Genomic DNA, 14,428 nt, shown 5'->3' on the forward strand with positions numbered 1-14,428 from the left:
GGTCTACCCGGGAGTCCCATGTCTCGCTTCCATTGCATCGCCGCGGCCCTCGCCTTCGCCGGAGTCGCCGCCCACGCCCAGACGCTGCCCGTCTTCCCCGTGAAGAATGTTCCCGAGACGTTCTTCGGCACGGTCGTGAACGATCCGTACCGTGCACTCGAGGATACGAAGAACGCCGACGTGCTCGCCTGGATGAAGGCGCACTCGGAAAATGCCTCGAAGACCTTGAAGGCCCTGCCCGGCTACGCGAACCTGTTCGCGCGCGTCGCCGAGCTCGAGGATGCGAGGGATTCGGCGATCGGCGGCCTCAAGCGAGTCGGCGGCGGCACGCTCTTCTTCACGCGGCGCGGGGCGAAGGACAACACCTTGAAGCTGTTCGTGCGCAAGAGCGACGGCGCCGAGTCGCTGCTCGTGGATCCGGATGACTGGCAGAAGGAAACGGGCAAGCCCCACGCGATCAACTATTTCTTCCCGTCGCACGACGGCAGGCACGTCGCGGTTGGCGTCTCCGCATCGGGCTCGGAAGATGCGAGCCTCTATGTGATCGAGACCGCCACGCGCAAGCGCATCGGCGAGCCGATCGACCGCGCCTCGATCGCGGGCGAGTACGCGGGCATCGCGTGGAATCCTAACGGCAAGACGTTCTTCTTCCTGCGCCTGCAGAAGCCCGCACCGGGCGCGCAGGAAAAGGACAAGTACCTCAACTCGGAACTGTGGATGCACACCGTCGGCCAGCCCGACGACAAGGGCATCCGGATCCTCGGCCCCGGCATCTCGCCGCGCGTACCGGTGAAGCCCGCCGAGCAGGCCACCGTCGTGGTCGCGCCCGGCTCGAAGTACGCCGTGGCGATGGTCGTGGCCGACGTCGAGCGCGAAATGAACCTCTATGTCGCGCCGCTCGCGAGCCTGGGACACCCGGGCACGCCCTGGGTGAAGATCTGCACCGTCGCCGACAAGGTGACGAACTTCGCGGTAAAGGACGACAGCATCTACCTCATGACGCACGCGACGAGCCCGCGCTACGCCATCGTGCGCACGAGCCTCGCGAAGCCCGACCTCAAGACCGCCGAGACGATCGTCCCCGCCTCCGACCAGGTGATCTTCGACATCGGCGCCGCGAAGGACGCGCTCTACTACGAGTCGCGCGACGGAGCGGTGAAGCGCCTGAAGCGCATGCCGTGGGGCAAGAAGGAAGCCACCGAAGTCACCTTCCCGATCGAGGGCGCGGCGAGCCTGATGGCGGCATCGCCCAACGTGGACGGCGCCGTGGTCGGCCTGTCGTCCTGGACGCGCGCATTCGAGATCTACGCGGTCGATGGAAAAGGCAAGGCCACGAACACCGGGCTGCAGCCGCTGGGCAAGTTCGGCGCGCCCACCGACCTCGTCGCCACGGAGGTGAGGGTCAAGAGCCACGACGGCGCGCTCGTGCCGCTGTCGATCATCCATCGCAAGGACGTGAAGCTCGATGGCAACAACCCGACGCTGCTCTACGGCTACGGCGCCTACGGCATCACCGAGGAACCCGGCTTCACGCCGCGCCGCCTCGCATGGCTCGAGAAGGGCGGCGTGTATGCCGTCGCGAACGTTCGCGGCAGCGGCGTCTACGGCAAGGACTGGCACCTCGGCGGCTTCAAGGCGACCAAGCCCAACACGTGGAAGGACTTCATCGCGTGCGCCGAGTACCTCATCGCGCAGAAGTACACGTCCAACACGAAGCTCGGCATCCTCGGTGGCAGCGCCGGCGGCATCCTGATCGGCCGCGCGCTCACCGAACGCCCTGACCTCTTCGCCGCGGCGATTCCCGCCGTGGGTACGCTCGACGCCGTGCGTTTCGAGACCGAGGCCAACGGCGTGCTCAACGTGCCCGAGTTCGGCACGGTGAAGACGGAGGAAGGCTTCAAGGCGCTCTACGAGATGAGCAGCTACCACCACGTGAAGCCGGGCACGCGCTATCCCGCGGTGATGCTGCCGCACGGCGTGAACGATCCGCGTGTGACGGTGTGGCACTCCTCGAAGATGGCCGCGCAACTACTCGCGGCCACGAGCTCGGGCAAGCCCGTGCTGCTCAACCTCGACTTCGACAGCGGCCACGGCATCGGCGACACGAAGGCGCAGCGCCAGAAGCAGACCGCGGATGTCTATTCGTTCCTGTTCTGGCAGGCGGGCGTGCCGGAGTTCCAGCCGAAGTAAGAGAGACTATCTAGCCGTCAGGGCCACGGACCTCGATGAGGCCGTGGCGCACGGCGAACACCACGAGGCCCGCCACATCGTGGATGCCCAGGCGCTCCATCAGCGCCGCGCGGTGGTTCTCCACGGTCTTCACGCTGAGCGAAAGGTCGAAGGCGATTTCCTTGGTGCTCTTGCCCTCGGCCATGAGCTGCAGCACCTCGCGTTGCCGGGGGCTCAGCGCATCGAGCTCCGACGGTTCTCGCGCGGTCGCACCCTCCCGCAGCCCCGACACCACGACCTTCGACACGCGCGGGCTCAGGTAGGTCTCGCCGCGCGCGATCGCCTCGACCGCGAGCTGCAGCTCCACCGGCAGTGATTCCTTGACGAGGTAGCCCGAGGCGCCTGCGCGAAGCGCCCGGAGCACGAAGTCGTCGGTCGTGTGCATCGACAGGATGAGCACGCGGATATCGGAATTGGCCGCGAGGATCTGTGCCGTCGCGTCGATGCCGTTGAGCTCGCGCATGACGATGTCCATGATCACGATGTTCGGCCGGTGCTCGGCCGCGAGCGCGACCGCCTGACGGCCGTTGTCGGCTTCGGCGACGACGCTCACGCCGGGAATGTCCTCGACCAGCGCGCGAATGCCCGCGCGGACGAGCCCATGGTCGTCGCACAGGAGGATTCGCAGCGCGCTCATGCGGCCTCCAGGGGAAAGCGCGCCGTCACCGTCGTGCCTTCACCCGCGGCGCTCTTGAACTCCACTCGCCCGCCCACGAGCTCCGCGCGCTCCTCCATGCCCGTGAGCCCCAGGCTCGCGCCCTGGAGCCCGCGGGCGCGCACGGCGGACATATCGAATCCCGCGCCGTCGTCGCTCACGACCAACTCGAGCAGGCCCTTCGTTCGCCGCAGAGCGAGCGCGATCGAGCGCGGGCGCGCGTGCCGCGTGGCATTGCTGATCGCTTCCTGCGCGATGCGGTAGCAGGTGATCTCGGCGTCAGGGCTGACGCGCTCCGTCCCCGCGTGTGCGAAGTCGCATGCGATGCGAACACCGGTCGCCTCCGAATGACGCTTCGCAAGCCAGCGCAGCGCATCGGAAAGGCCGAGCTGTTCGAGCTGCGGGGGCCGGAGCTCCTGCGACATCGTGCGGATCTTCGCGAACACCTCCTCCACGAGGCGAGCGCATTGTTCCTGCCCGAGGCCGCCGGGCTTGCCGAGCGCGGTGCGGTGCAGCGCGATGCCGAGGGCTGCGAGGCTCTGGCCCACGTCGTCGTGCAGTTCGCGCGAGAGGGCCCGCCTCTCCTCCTCCTGGATGGAGAGCACCTTGCCGGAGAGCGCCTTGAGGCGCCGGTTCGCGTCGTCCACCGCCTCGCGCGCGAGCACCCGCGCGGTGACATCCTCGTGGGCGACCACGACCGCGCCGCCCATGCCTTCCATCGGCGTGATGCGCGCAACGAACCAGCGAACGCCGCCGGGCGCGTCGATCCGATAGTCCACCGCCGCGAAGGGCGCCTCGCGCGCGATCATGCGGCGCGCCGCGCTCGCCGCCTCCGGAAATCCCGGCTGGCCGGCGCGCGCGAGGTCGTCGAGCAGCTCCAGGTAGTTGTCGCCCACGTGCGCGGGTGCGAAGCCCTTGGCGATCCGCACGTCGTCGAATCGCTCCCACGCCGGATTCACCGCGACGATGCGCCCCTGGCCGTCAAGAACCGCGATGCGCGAATCGAGCGAGTCGAGAATGCCGCGCACCATCGCTTCGCTCGCAGCGGGCATTCCGTTGGCCTTTTGCATGCGCACAGCATGCCGCAAAACTGCCGCCACGGCCTGCCCGGCGCCGACAGGGGGAAGCACCCATCCCCAAAGGGGGGAATCCCCCATGTTCCCGAATGCCTGGCGCCGCCATCCTTGGACCGTACCGAAAACTTCATAAGGAGTACGGCCATGCAACACCTGATCCTCCTCGTCACCATGGGCCTCCTCGTCTGGTCGCTGTACCGCGAGCACGGTCGCCAGGAAGTTTCATCGGCCAAGCCGGCCGCGCGCCCGCAGCCTCGCGTGAAGGCCCCGGCCAAGGCGCAGCCCAAGGCCGCGCCCCTGCAGTTCCAGGCGAAGGCGCCCGTCGCGGCGGCTCCCACCGTGGCCCCTCCCGCGCCACGCGTTGCGGCTGCGGCTGCACCGGCCGCCGCCGCAGCCAAGGGCGACGGGATGCGCACGCAACTGCGCGACCGCTACATCGCCGCGCGCTTCCCGGGCACGGTCCCATCCGCGGCTGCATTCGCGGACACGGAGGGCATCGTCACCATCGCGCGCCTGCTCTTCGAGGAGGACCGCTACGACGACGCGCAGGAGCTGCTCCAGCTTGCGATCAGCCTGGCCCCGTCACCGCGGCCGCTCGAGCTCGAGCGACTCGAGATCACGTACCTGCGGCGCGATGCCGACCGCTACGTGATGCTCGCCCGCCAGTTCAGGGACGCGAATCCGGAAAGCCGCGAGTGGGAAGACATCGCGCGGCTCGGCAGAGCCCTCGCACCCGGGAACGTGCTCTTCGCTTCGGGCCGGAATGCGGACCGGCCGCACGAGCACTACGGACCGTGGCCGCACACGCCCAACTGGATCCACGCTTCGTGGGACCTGACGAACGAAGTACTCGCCACCGAGTTCCACCAGGCGATGCGCGACGAACGACAACAAGGAGCCGTGTCATGACATCGATTCCGAGCCTCAGCTTCAAGGATGCCGCCCGCGAGGACTTTCGCGAGCGTCTCGCGGACCTGCGCAACACCACTGCGAATCCGCCCGCCGACGTGGTCGAGCGTTTCACCGACCTCGAGGAGCGGCTTCGCTCGCTCTCGCACGAGGACCACGCGCGCCTGCTGGGGTCCTCGCTCGCCTGGACCTCCGAGGAGTACGACGCGGCTCGTTGGCTGCGCAGCGCGAGCGATGGGTTGGGAACCGTGGGCTACCGCGTGTGGGAATCGCTTCACAAGAGCGATCCCTCGGGTGCGCGTTCGCACGACATGATGGCGCGCGCGCTCCTGCACCTGGGCAACGCGGCCAAGTGGGACGGCGTGGTGAACGTCATCCCCCCGCGCGCCTTCCGGAAGTTCCACGCCATGCTGCTTGCCGCGATGGCCGGCGGCTTCCATGCGACCCCGGTGTCCGTCGGACGCGAAGAAGGTGCCGTGCAGTGCAGCGTCGAGGCGCTCTATTTCCGCGCGCTGCTCCTCGCGCGTTTCGCGAGCGGTGCGTTCGGCTTCAAGCAGCTCGAGATCCTCGACCAATGGATGTGGATGTGGACGCCGGTTCTCGCCGGTACCGACGAACCGCCGTCCGGTGGCGCGTTCCGGGCCGACCTCGACTCGAACGTGGGCCTGCGCCCGGGCGTTCGTCACGTCGCCGGACCGAGCCGTTACCTCGCCGTCGCCCCGATCCGCATGGCCTACGCCGCCATCGTCGCCGAGTTCCACCAGGGCCGTGTCGTGCCCGATAAGGGTGTCGCATCGCGCTTCGGCGTTGAAGAGTACGTCGCCGTCCTGGAGCTCGCGCGCCGCGGACTCAAGGGCGTGGCGACCTCGCATGCGGGCCGTGCCGAACGCGCGCCGCGGGACTATGAAGCCGAGTTGCTCGTGGGCCTGGGCGAGATCGTGCAACGCGGTTTCGCTGCACCGGCGCCGCCGATCGTCGCGCCGGCTGAACTCACGCTCGCCGCGCTCGATGGCGAGCCCGTGGCCCGCACGGCGCGCGCCGTCGATCACCCGATCGAAAGCGTCTTCGAACGCGGACAGCGCAAGGTGCACGTGACCAACGAGAGCGCGACCGGCTTCGGCATCGAGGGCGAGCAGGACAACCTGGGCCACTTCCTCGTGGGCGACCTCGTCGCGCTGCGATTCGACGACGGCCGCGCGCTCGAGATCTGCAAGGTGGCGCGCCGTTCGCCGACGCCGACGCCGGGCAGCACGCGCATCTGCGTGGGCCTGAGCCGCCTGTCGTCGGAAGCCCACCTCGTGGACCTCACCTCGCCCGAGGTGAGCCGCGGGCGCGAGGCGACCGAGAAACTCGCCTTCATCCCCGGCAGCGACGCGAGCGGGCGGCATGACGCGTGGCTGGTTTCCGAGCGCGAGTTCGCGTCCCGCAATACGCTCGCCGCGGGCGTGGGCAATCGCCGCTTCGAGCTGCGCTTCAATCGCGTGCGCGATCGCGGGCCCGGCTGGGTGCTCGCGGGCTTCGAAGTCCTCGCCGCGGCGTTGGCCGCTGCCTAGCGCGGAGCGAATGAGGCAAAGAAAGGGCGCCGGGCGCGGCGCCCTGCCTCACTGCATGTGCTGGCCGCCGTTGATGGCGATGTTCGCTCCCGTGAGGAACGCGGCTTCGTCGGAAGCCAGGTAGGCGCACAGGCCCGCGACTTCCTCGGGCTTGCCGAGGCGTCCCACCGGAATCTGCGGAATGATCTTCGTGTCGAGCACTTCCTTCGGGATCGCGATCACCATCTGCGTGCCGATGTAGCCGGGCGAGATGGTGTTCACGGTCACGCCCTTCTTGGCGACTTCGAGCGCGAGCGCCTTGGTGAAGCCGTGCATGCCCGCCTTGGCCGCGGAGTAGTTCGTCTGGCCGAAGGCGCCCTTCTGCCCGTTCACGCTCGAGACGTTGATCACCCGCCCCCAGCCGCGCTCGACCATGCCGTCGACGACGGGCTTGGTCACGTTGAAGACGCTGTCGAGGTTCGTGGACATCACCGCGTCCCAGTCGACCTTCGTCATCTTCTTGAAGGTCATGTCGCGCGTGATGCCCGCGTTGTTGATCAGGATGTCGATCGGGCCGACCTTCCCGTTCACCTCGGCGACCATCTTCTGGCACGAATCGAAATCCGCGACGTCGCAGGCGAAGGCCTCGAACTTGTAGTCGCGGGCGGCCATGTCCTTCAGCCACTCCGTGTACTTCTTGTTGCCGGGCGAATAGGTGACGCACACCTTGATGCCCATGCCGGCGAGCTTCATGCAGATCGCCTCGCCGAGGCCCCCCATGCCGCCGGTGACCAGTGCAATTCTTTGTGCCATTTTTCATCCTCCTAAACTGTCATCCTGAGAGGCTTATTCGCCTCGAAGGACCTGCTTTTTTATGTTTCCGCCCGTTCTTTTACGTACCGTCCCGGTGCGGGTTCGATCGGTTTCCTCTTTCCGCCGCCGAGCTTCGTGCGGGCGGGCACGAGCTTTCCGGCCTGGGGCTTGAGCCATTTGGTCCACGGCGTCCACCAGCTTCCCGGGACCTCCTTTGCCTTGTCGAGCCACTTCTGCGGATCGGCGTCGAGCTTGCTGCTTCCCACCCAGTGGCTGCGCTTCTTGTGCACGGGCGGGTTGATGGTGCCGGCGATGTGCCCGCTCGCGCCGAGCACGAACGTCACGGGCCCGCCGAGCGTTCTCGCGCTCGCGTAGCCGCCCTTCCAGGGAACGATGTGGTCTTCGCGCGCGGCGAAGACGAACGCGGGGATCTTCACGCGCTTCAGGCTCACGGGCACGCCGCACATCTTCAGCGCGTCGGGCTTGGCGAGCTTGTTGTCCTGGTAGGTGTTGCGCAGGTAGTACGCGTACATCGGGCCGGGCAGATTGGTCGCGTCCGAGTTCCAGAAGAGGAGATCGAATGCGGGCGGCGCCTTGCCCTTGAGGTAATTGTTGACGACGTAATTCCACACGAGGTCGTTGGCGCGCAGGCTCGAGAATGCGCCGGCGAGCTCGTTGCCCGCCACCAGGCCGCCCTCCTTCAACTGCTTCTCGCGCTTCTCGACGAAGTTCTTGTCGATGTAGACGCGAATCTCGCCGACCTCGGTGAAGTCGAGGAGCGTGGTGAGCAGCGTGACGCAAGGAACGAAATTCTTGCCCTTCTTTTCCAGCACGGCGAGCGCGCACCCGACCAGGGTGCCGCCGATGCAGAAGCCCAGCGCATTCACTTCCTTCGTGCCGCAGATACGGCGCGCTTCCTCGAGTGCCGCGATCACGCCCTTCTCCACGTAGTCGTCCCACGTGAGCTTGTCCTGCGCCTGCTTCACGTTGCGCCAGGACACCATGAACACGGTATGACCCTGTTCGACGGCGTAGCGCACGAGCGAATTGGCCGGCTGCAGGTCCATGATGTAGAACTTGTTGATGCAGGGCGGCACCATCACCAGCGGCAGCTCGTGCACCTTCGGCGTGAGCGGCGTGTACTGGATGAGCTGCATCAGCTCGTTCTCGAAGACCACGGCGCCGGTCGAGACGCCGACGTTCTTGCCGACCTCGAAGGCCTTCTCGTCGGTCATCGAGATGCGGCCCTTCTCGAGATCGGCGAGGAGGTTCTTCATGCCCTCCTGCAGCGTCTCGCCGCGGCTGTCGATCGCGGCGCGGAGCGCCTCGGGATTCGTGAGCAGGTAATTCGAGGGCGCCGCGGCATCCAGGTACTGGCGCATGAAGAAGCGCATGCGCTGCTTGGTCGCGGCATCGAGCTCCGCGGTCTCGACCGCCTGCATGAGGGTCTTCGAGGCGGCGAGGTAGGAATCGCGGAAATAGCGGAATACCGGGAGCTCGCTCCACTCCGGCGCGGTGAAGCGCTTGTCGGTCTCGGCCGCGCCTTCGGCCTTGCTCCCCTGCATCGCGTTCGCCCAGAGGTTCATCTGCTCCTGCATGTAGCGGCTCTGCAGGTCGACCATCTTGTCGGGGTGCGCGGAGAGGGCATCGAGCCACGCCTTGTACGCGCCGGCGAAGCCCGCCATCACCTGCTGCGTGGTGCTCTGCTCGGGCAGCGGCGGCTGCGCCATCTTCTCCTGCGACTGGCGGATCAGGTCGCCGAGCTGCTCGGGATCAACGGTGGGCGGGGTGCGGCGAGCCATGGGGCACTTTAACCCAGCCCTTCGTGGATGATCCAGATAGTGGCGATGCCCAGGCCGATGAAGGACACCTGCCCGAGCGTCTCGCGCAACGCCGCGCGCTTGTGCAGACCCGGGATGAGGTCGGCCACCGCGACGTAGATCATGCTGGCCGCGGCGATCGCGAGCAGGTCGGGAACCCAGTTGCGCGCGCCGGCGAGCGCGAAGTAGGCAATGAGGGCCCCAAGCACCGTCGCCAGGCTGGAGACCACGTTGAGCAGCAGCGCCTTCTTCTTCGAAAAGCCCGAGTGCAGCAGGATGAGGAAGTCGCCGATCTCCTGCGGGATCTCGTGGGCGAGGATCGCGAGCGCCGTGATCACGCCCAGGCGAATGTCGGCGATGAAAGCGCCGGCGATGATGACGCCGTCGGTGAAGTTGTGGAAGGAGTCGCCCGCGACGATCATCCAGCCCGAGCGGCCCTGGTCGTTGTCATGGCCGTGGTCGTGGCCGCCTTCGATCTCTTCGCCGTGATGGTGATGGTGGCGCCAGAGCAGCAGCTTCTCGAGGATGAAGAACACGAGGATGCCTGCGAGGATCATCGCGGCAGACCGGCCCGGGTTGGGGTTGGCCTGGAAGATGTGCGGGATCATGTCGAGGAACACCGCACCGAGCAGCGCGCCGACCGCATAACTCACCAGCGTGGGAATCCAGCGCGCCTGCACGCGGAAGGCCACAAGCGCGGCGATGCCCAGTGAGAGCGCGCCGCCCGCAAGGCAGGCCAGCAGAATCCACGCGAGAGTCGTCATTGTTCTTCTAGTTCGCCATCCAGATGAAACTGCCCAGGCGCCCGCTTTCCTTCACGCGCCGGTACGAGAAAAACCGCTCGCGCTCGGTGAACGTGCAGAAACCACCGCCGAAGACCTGGGTGACACCGCAGCGGCCCAGCCGCTGCCGCGCCAGCGTGTAGAGATCCGCAAGATACTTGCCCGGCACGTGTGGCGCGAAAGCTTCCGCGGCCCTGGCCTCGACCGCCATGAACGCCTCGCGCACCTCGGGACCCACCTCGAACGCCCCGGGCCCGATCGTCGGACCCATCCAGGCCAGCATACGCGACGTGTCAATCCCCATCGCCGCGACGGCCGACTCGATCACCCCCGCCGCCATCCCCCGCCAGCCCGCGTGGACGACCGCGACCTGCGTACCGGTGTCGTTGCACAGCAGGAGCGGCATGCAATCGGCCGTGAGCACGGCGCAGACCCGGCCAGGAATCGCGGTGATCGCCGCATCGGCGCGCGGCACCTCCTCGGCGCCCAGATTCTCCAGCCGCACGGTGGTCACGCCGTGATGCTGGGCGAGCCATTGCGGCATCTCGGGCAAATGGCCGACGACGGTAAGGCGATTGCGCGAAACGCGCTCGCGGTCATCGCCGCTCGAAAGGCCGAGGTTCATCGTCCCGTACTCGCCCTCGCTCACGCCGCCCGCGCGCGTGGTGACGAAGGCGCGCACGTTCGCGGGTGCGGGCCACTCGGGCACGATCCAGTCGCGGGGCAGGCTCATACCTTGCGAAGTCCCGTGAGGAGCGCGAGAAAGTCCTCGGGCATCGGCGATTCGAACTTCACGAGCTTGCCGGTGGACGGGTGCTTGAATGCGAGCTTCCACGCATGCAGCGCCTGGCGCTGGAAGATGCGCTCGCCTTTCCCGCCGTACTCCGGATCGCCTTCGAGCGGATGGCCGATCGCGGCGAGGTGCACGCGAATCTGGTGCGTGCGGCCGGTTTCGAGGTCGCATTCGAGCAGCGTGTGCGCCGCGAACGCTTCCTTCACGCGGTAGTGGGTCACGGCTTCCTTGCCGTTCGCAACCACCGCCATGCGCGTTCGCTTCGTCGGATGCCGACCGATCGGCTTGTCCACCGTGCCGCCGGCGGCGATGCGCCCGCGCGCGAGTGCGACATACGTGCGCTTCACGGTGCGTTCCTGGAGCTGGCGAACGAGATCGAGCTGCGTGGCCTCGTCCTTGGCCACCACGAGCAATCCGCTGGTTTCCTTGTCGAGACGATGCACGATGCCCGCGCGCGGCAGGTGCTTGAGCCCCGGGGCATGGTGCAGGAGCGCATTGAGCATCGTGCCCGCCCAGTTTCCCGTTCCCGGGTGAACCACCAGGCCCGCGGGCTTGTCGATGACAAGGACGTGGTCGTCCTCGTGGACGATGGGTAGCGCGATGGCCTCGGGCCGGAACGCGGCCTCCTCCGGACGCGGCACAAGGGCCACTTCCACTTTCTCGCCGCTGCGGACTTTCGTGCGCACCGCCGCGCTTTCGCCGTCGACGAGCACGTGCCCGTCCTCGATCAGCTTCGCCAGGCGGCTGCGCGAGACTTCGGGCAGCAGCTTCGCGAGGGCCTGGTCGAGCCGCAGCCCGGCGAGGTCGAGGGGAATCGTCAGGTTGACGCGGCGGGCGGGGGGTTCGGGCGGGTTATAATTTCGGCTTCCGGAGGCAGGATTCACCATGAAACGAAGTGTAATGGCATTGGCGGTGTTCGCCATCGCGGTCGCGCTCGGTGGCTGCACCACCATCCAGGGCTGGTTCGGCAAGACGCCCGAGGCGAAGAAGGAATGGACCCCGGCGGACTACTACAAGGCCGCCAAGGAAGAGCTCGACAGCGGCAACAACAAGGCCGCGATCCAGATCTTCGAGCAGCTCGAGTCCAAGTTCCCGTTCGGCCGGTATGCCCAGCAGGCGCAGATCGAGATCGCCTACGCGTACTACCGCGAGAACGAGACCGCGCAGTGCATCTCGGCGGCTGACCGCTTCATCAAGCAGCATCCCAACCACGTCAACGTGGATTACGCGCTCTACCTGAAGGGTCTCGCGAACTTCAAGGAGGATCTCGGCCTTCTGGCGCGCTGGGTGAGCCAGGACCTCGCCGACCGCGACCCGAAGGCCGCGCGCGAATCGTTCGAAGTCTTCAAGGAACTGGTCACGCGCTTCCCCGACAGCCGCTACGCCCCGGATTCCCGCGCGCGGATGATCTATCTCGTCGATGCGGTCGCTCGCCACGAACTCCATGTCGCCGAGTACTACATCAAGCGCGGCGCCTACCTCGCGGCGGTCAATCGCGCCCAGGACATCCTCATTCGCTACCCCAACGCGCCGCTGCGCCGCCAGGCGCTCGACGTGATGGTCCAGGGTTATGACCGCATGGGCATGACGGACCTGCGCGACGACACCAAGAAGGTCATCGCCAAGAACTTCCCCGGCGAACCGGTCGATGCGCGTCCGATCGGCGGCTCCTGGTGGAAGATCTGGCAGTACTGAGCTAGCGCAGGGCTTCCAGCAGCTCGACCTGCGCGCAGCGCTTGCGGCTGCCGCGCCCGGGCTTGCGGCGCACGTAGCTCCCGTCGGTCTGCATTTCCCACGACTGGCTGTTGTCGTCGAGGTAGGCCTTGAGGCCCTCCTGGATCACGCGCTTCTTGAGCTTCGCATCGAGGATCGGAAAGCACAGCTCGATGCGCCGGAAGAAGTTGCGATCCATCCAGTCCGCGCTCGAGAGATACACGCTCTCCTCGCCGCCGTTGCGGAAGTGGAAGATGCGCGTGTGCTCGAGGAAGCGCCCGATCACGGACCGGACGCGAATGTTCTCGGAGATCTTCGCCACGCCGGGCCTGAGCGCGCACACGCCGCGGATGATGAGATCGACCTTCACGCCGGCCTGCGAAGCCTTGTAGAGCGCCTCGATCACCGTCGGCTCCAACAGCGCATTCATCTTCGCGACGATGCGCGCGGGCTTTCCGGACCTCGCGATGCGCGTCTCGTTGTCGATCGCATCGATCACGCGCTGGTGCAGGGTGAAGGGCGCCTGCCAGACGTGCTTCAGCTTCGTGACCTTGCCCAGGCCCGTGAGCTGCTGGAACACCTCGTTCACGTCCGCGCAGACCGTCTCGTTGGCCGTGAGCAGGTCGAAGTCGGTATAGAGGCGCGCCGTGCGCGGATGGTAGTTGCCGGTGCCCAGGTGGACGTAGCGGATGAGCTTGCCCTCCTCGCGCCGCACCACCATCGACATCTTGGCGTGGGTCTTGTGTCCGACGACGCCATAGACCACGTGCGCGCCGACTTCCTCGAGGCGCGCGGCCCAGTTGATGTTGGCCTCTTCGTCGAAGCGCGCCATGAGCTCGACGACCACGGTGACTTCCTTGCCGGCCCGCGCGGCATCGATCAACGTCTGCATGATCACGGAGTCGGTGCCGGTGCGGTACACCGTCTGCTTGATCGCCACGACCTGCGGATCCTTCGCGGCCTGGCGGATGAATTCGATCACCGGCGCGAACGACTGGAAGGGCCGGTGCAGGAGGATGTCGCCCTTGCGGATCGTCTCGAAGAGGTCCTTCGACTTGATCACCGACTTGGGCATGCCCGGCACGAAGAGCTTGTACATGAGGTCCGGCCGCCCGACCTGGTCGGGGATGTTCATGAGCCGCACGAGATTCACCGGACCGTTCACGCGGTAGAGGTCGGGCGCCTCGAGGCCGAACTGCTCGAGGAGGAACTTCGTCATCGGCTCGCTCATGTTGTCGGCGACTTCCAGGCGCACCGCGTCGCCGAAGTGCCGCTGCGGCAACTCGCCCTGCAGCGCCTTGCGCAGGTCCTTTACTTCCTCTTCCTCGACGAAGAGGTCGGAGTTGCGCGTCACGCGGAACTGGTAGCAGCCCTGCACGTTCATGCCCGAGAAGAGCTCGCCCACGTGCTTGTGCAGCACGGAGGTGAGGAAGATGAAGTCGTTGGCGCCCTGCGCGATGCCCGCCGGCAGCTTGATGACGCGGGGCAGCACGCGCGGAGCCTGGACGATCGCCGCGCGCGAATTGCGGCCGAACGCATCGCGGCCCTCCAGCTCGACCGCGAAGTTCAGGCTCTTGTTGAAGACGCGCGGGAACGGGTGCGCCGGATCGAGCCCGATGGGCGTGAGGAGCGGCATCATCTCGCGGAAGAAATAGTCGCGAACCCACTCCTGCTGCTGCGCATTCCACGAGCCGCGGCGAATGAAGCGGATCCCCTCCTTCGCGAGCGACGGGAGGATCTCGTCGTTGAGCAGCTTGTACTGGCGCTCGACGATCTCGTGCGCGAGGCGCGTGACCTGCGTGAACACCTGCTGCGGCCTGAGGCCGTCGGCCTCCGGCGCATCGGAGCCCATCTTGATCTGCTCCTTCACGCCCGAGAGGCGGATCTCGAAGAACTCGTCGAGGTTGGAGGAGACGATCGTGAGGAACTTCAGCCGCTCGAGGAGCGGCACGGTGCGGTCCTCGGCTTGCGCGAGAACACGGCGGTTGAACGCAAGCGCCTGCAGCTCGCGATTCAGGAAATGATCGGGGGATAGGCGCGACACGCGCGGGGTTTCTGATTTCGGCTTATTTTTAGCCATGATCGTGCGGCAGCGTGACAGTTTCA

The 14,428-nt window shown here is 66.9% G+C and carries 12 protein-coding genes; 4 read left to right on the forward strand and 8 right to left on the reverse strand.

What is annotated here, in order from left to right:
- The first annotated feature begins 18 nt into the window (after positions 1–18).
- Positions 19–2,190, forward strand: a complete 2,172-nt coding sequence (locus tag DSM104440_RS11650; protein WP_171162791.1) for a prolyl oligopeptidase family serine peptidase — start codon at positions 19–21, stop codon at positions 2,188–2,190.
- A 10-nt stretch (positions 2,191–2,200) separates the two neighbouring features.
- Here the strand turns inward: DSM104440_RS11650 and DSM104440_RS11655 are convergent, their stop codons facing one another.
- On the reverse strand, positions 2,201–2,866 hold the full coding sequence (locus DSM104440_RS11655) for a response regulator (protein WP_171162793.1): 666 nt from the start codon (positions 2,864–2,866) through the stop codon (positions 2,201–2,203).
- Positions 2,863–3,954, reverse strand: coding sequence for a PAS domain-containing sensor histidine kinase (locus tag DSM104440_RS11660; protein ID WP_171162795.1), 1,092 nt, complete (start codon positions 3,952–3,954; stop codon positions 2,863–2,865). Before DSM104440_RS11660 ends, DSM104440_RS11655 begins: the two co-directional genes overlap by 4 nt.
- Positions 3,955–4,104: 150 nt before the next feature.
- Here DSM104440_RS11660 and DSM104440_RS11665 point away from each other — a divergent pair, with 150 nt between their 5' ends.
- Both DSM104440_RS11665 and DSM104440_RS11670 read left to right on the forward strand, forming a co-directional pair.
- On the forward strand, positions 4,105–4,869 hold the full coding sequence (locus DSM104440_RS11665) for a hypothetical protein (protein ID WP_171162797.1): 765 nt from the start codon (positions 4,105–4,107) through the stop codon (positions 4,867–4,869).
- Complete coding sequence (locus DSM104440_RS11670; protein ID WP_171162799.1) at positions 4,866–6,422, forward strand: hypothetical protein; 1,557 nt, start codon at positions 4,866–4,868, stop codon at positions 6,420–6,422. Before DSM104440_RS11665 ends, DSM104440_RS11670 begins: the two co-directional genes overlap by 4 nt.
- 48 nt (positions 6,423–6,470) lie before the next feature.
- Here DSM104440_RS11670 and phbB read toward each other — a convergent pair whose 3' ends face one another.
- From phbB to rluD, 5 genes are read right to left on the reverse strand one after another with little or no spacing between them, the layout of a single operon-like run.
- Positions 6,471–7,214: an acetoacetyl-CoA reductase gene (gene phbB, locus DSM104440_RS11675; protein WP_171162801.1), complete on the reverse strand. Its 744-nt coding sequence runs from the start codon at positions 7,212–7,214 to the stop codon at positions 6,471–6,473.
- A 59-nt stretch (positions 7,215–7,273) separates the two neighbouring features.
- The gene (gene phaC / locus DSM104440_RS11680) at positions 7,274–9,016 is read right to left on the reverse strand and encodes a class I poly(R)-hydroxyalkanoic acid synthase (protein ID WP_171162803.1); all 1,743 of its coding nucleotides are present in this window, start codon (positions 9,014–9,016) and stop codon (positions 7,274–7,276) included.
- Between the two features lie 8 nt (positions 9,017–9,024).
- Positions 9,025–9,798 carry a ZIP family metal transporter gene (locus tag DSM104440_RS11685; RefSeq protein ID WP_171162805.1) on the reverse strand — a complete coding sequence of 258 codons (774 nt, stop codon included), beginning with the start codon at positions 9,796–9,798 and terminating at the stop codon, positions 9,025–9,027.
- A gap of 7 nt (positions 9,799–9,805) precedes the next feature.
- Positions 9,806–10,549, reverse strand: coding sequence for a peptidoglycan editing factor PgeF (gene pgeF / locus DSM104440_RS11690; protein WP_171162807.1), 744 nt, complete (start codon positions 10,547–10,549; stop codon positions 9,806–9,808).
- Complete coding sequence (gene rluD, locus DSM104440_RS11695; protein ID WP_246211981.1) at positions 10,546–11,532, reverse strand: 23S rRNA pseudouridine(1911/1915/1917) synthase RluD; 987 nt, start codon at positions 11,530–11,532, stop codon at positions 10,546–10,548. The genes pgeF and rluD overlap by 4 nt, the downstream gene beginning before the upstream one ends.
- Between rluD and DSM104440_RS11700 the strand changes: the two genes are divergently transcribed.
- Complete coding sequence (locus DSM104440_RS11700; protein ID WP_171162809.1) at positions 11,495–12,304, forward strand: outer membrane protein assembly factor BamD; 810 nt, start codon at positions 11,495–11,497, stop codon at positions 12,302–12,304. The two genes, rluD and DSM104440_RS11700, sit on opposite strands and share 38 nt — an antisense overlap.
- Position 12,305: 1 nt before the next feature.
- Here the strand turns inward: DSM104440_RS11700 and ppk1 are convergent, their stop codons facing one another.
- Positions 12,306–14,402: a polyphosphate kinase 1 gene (gene ppk1 / locus DSM104440_RS11705; RefSeq protein ID WP_171162811.1), complete on the reverse strand. Its 2,097-nt coding sequence runs from the start codon at positions 14,400–14,402 to the stop codon at positions 12,306–12,308.
- Positions 14,403–14,428 lie beyond the last annotated feature (26 nt).

Source organism: Usitatibacter palustris (assembly GCF_013003985.1).
In the GTDB taxonomy this organism is placed as follows: Bacteria; Pseudomonadota; Gammaproteobacteria; order Burkholderiales; family Usitatibacteraceae; genus Usitatibacter; species Usitatibacter palustris.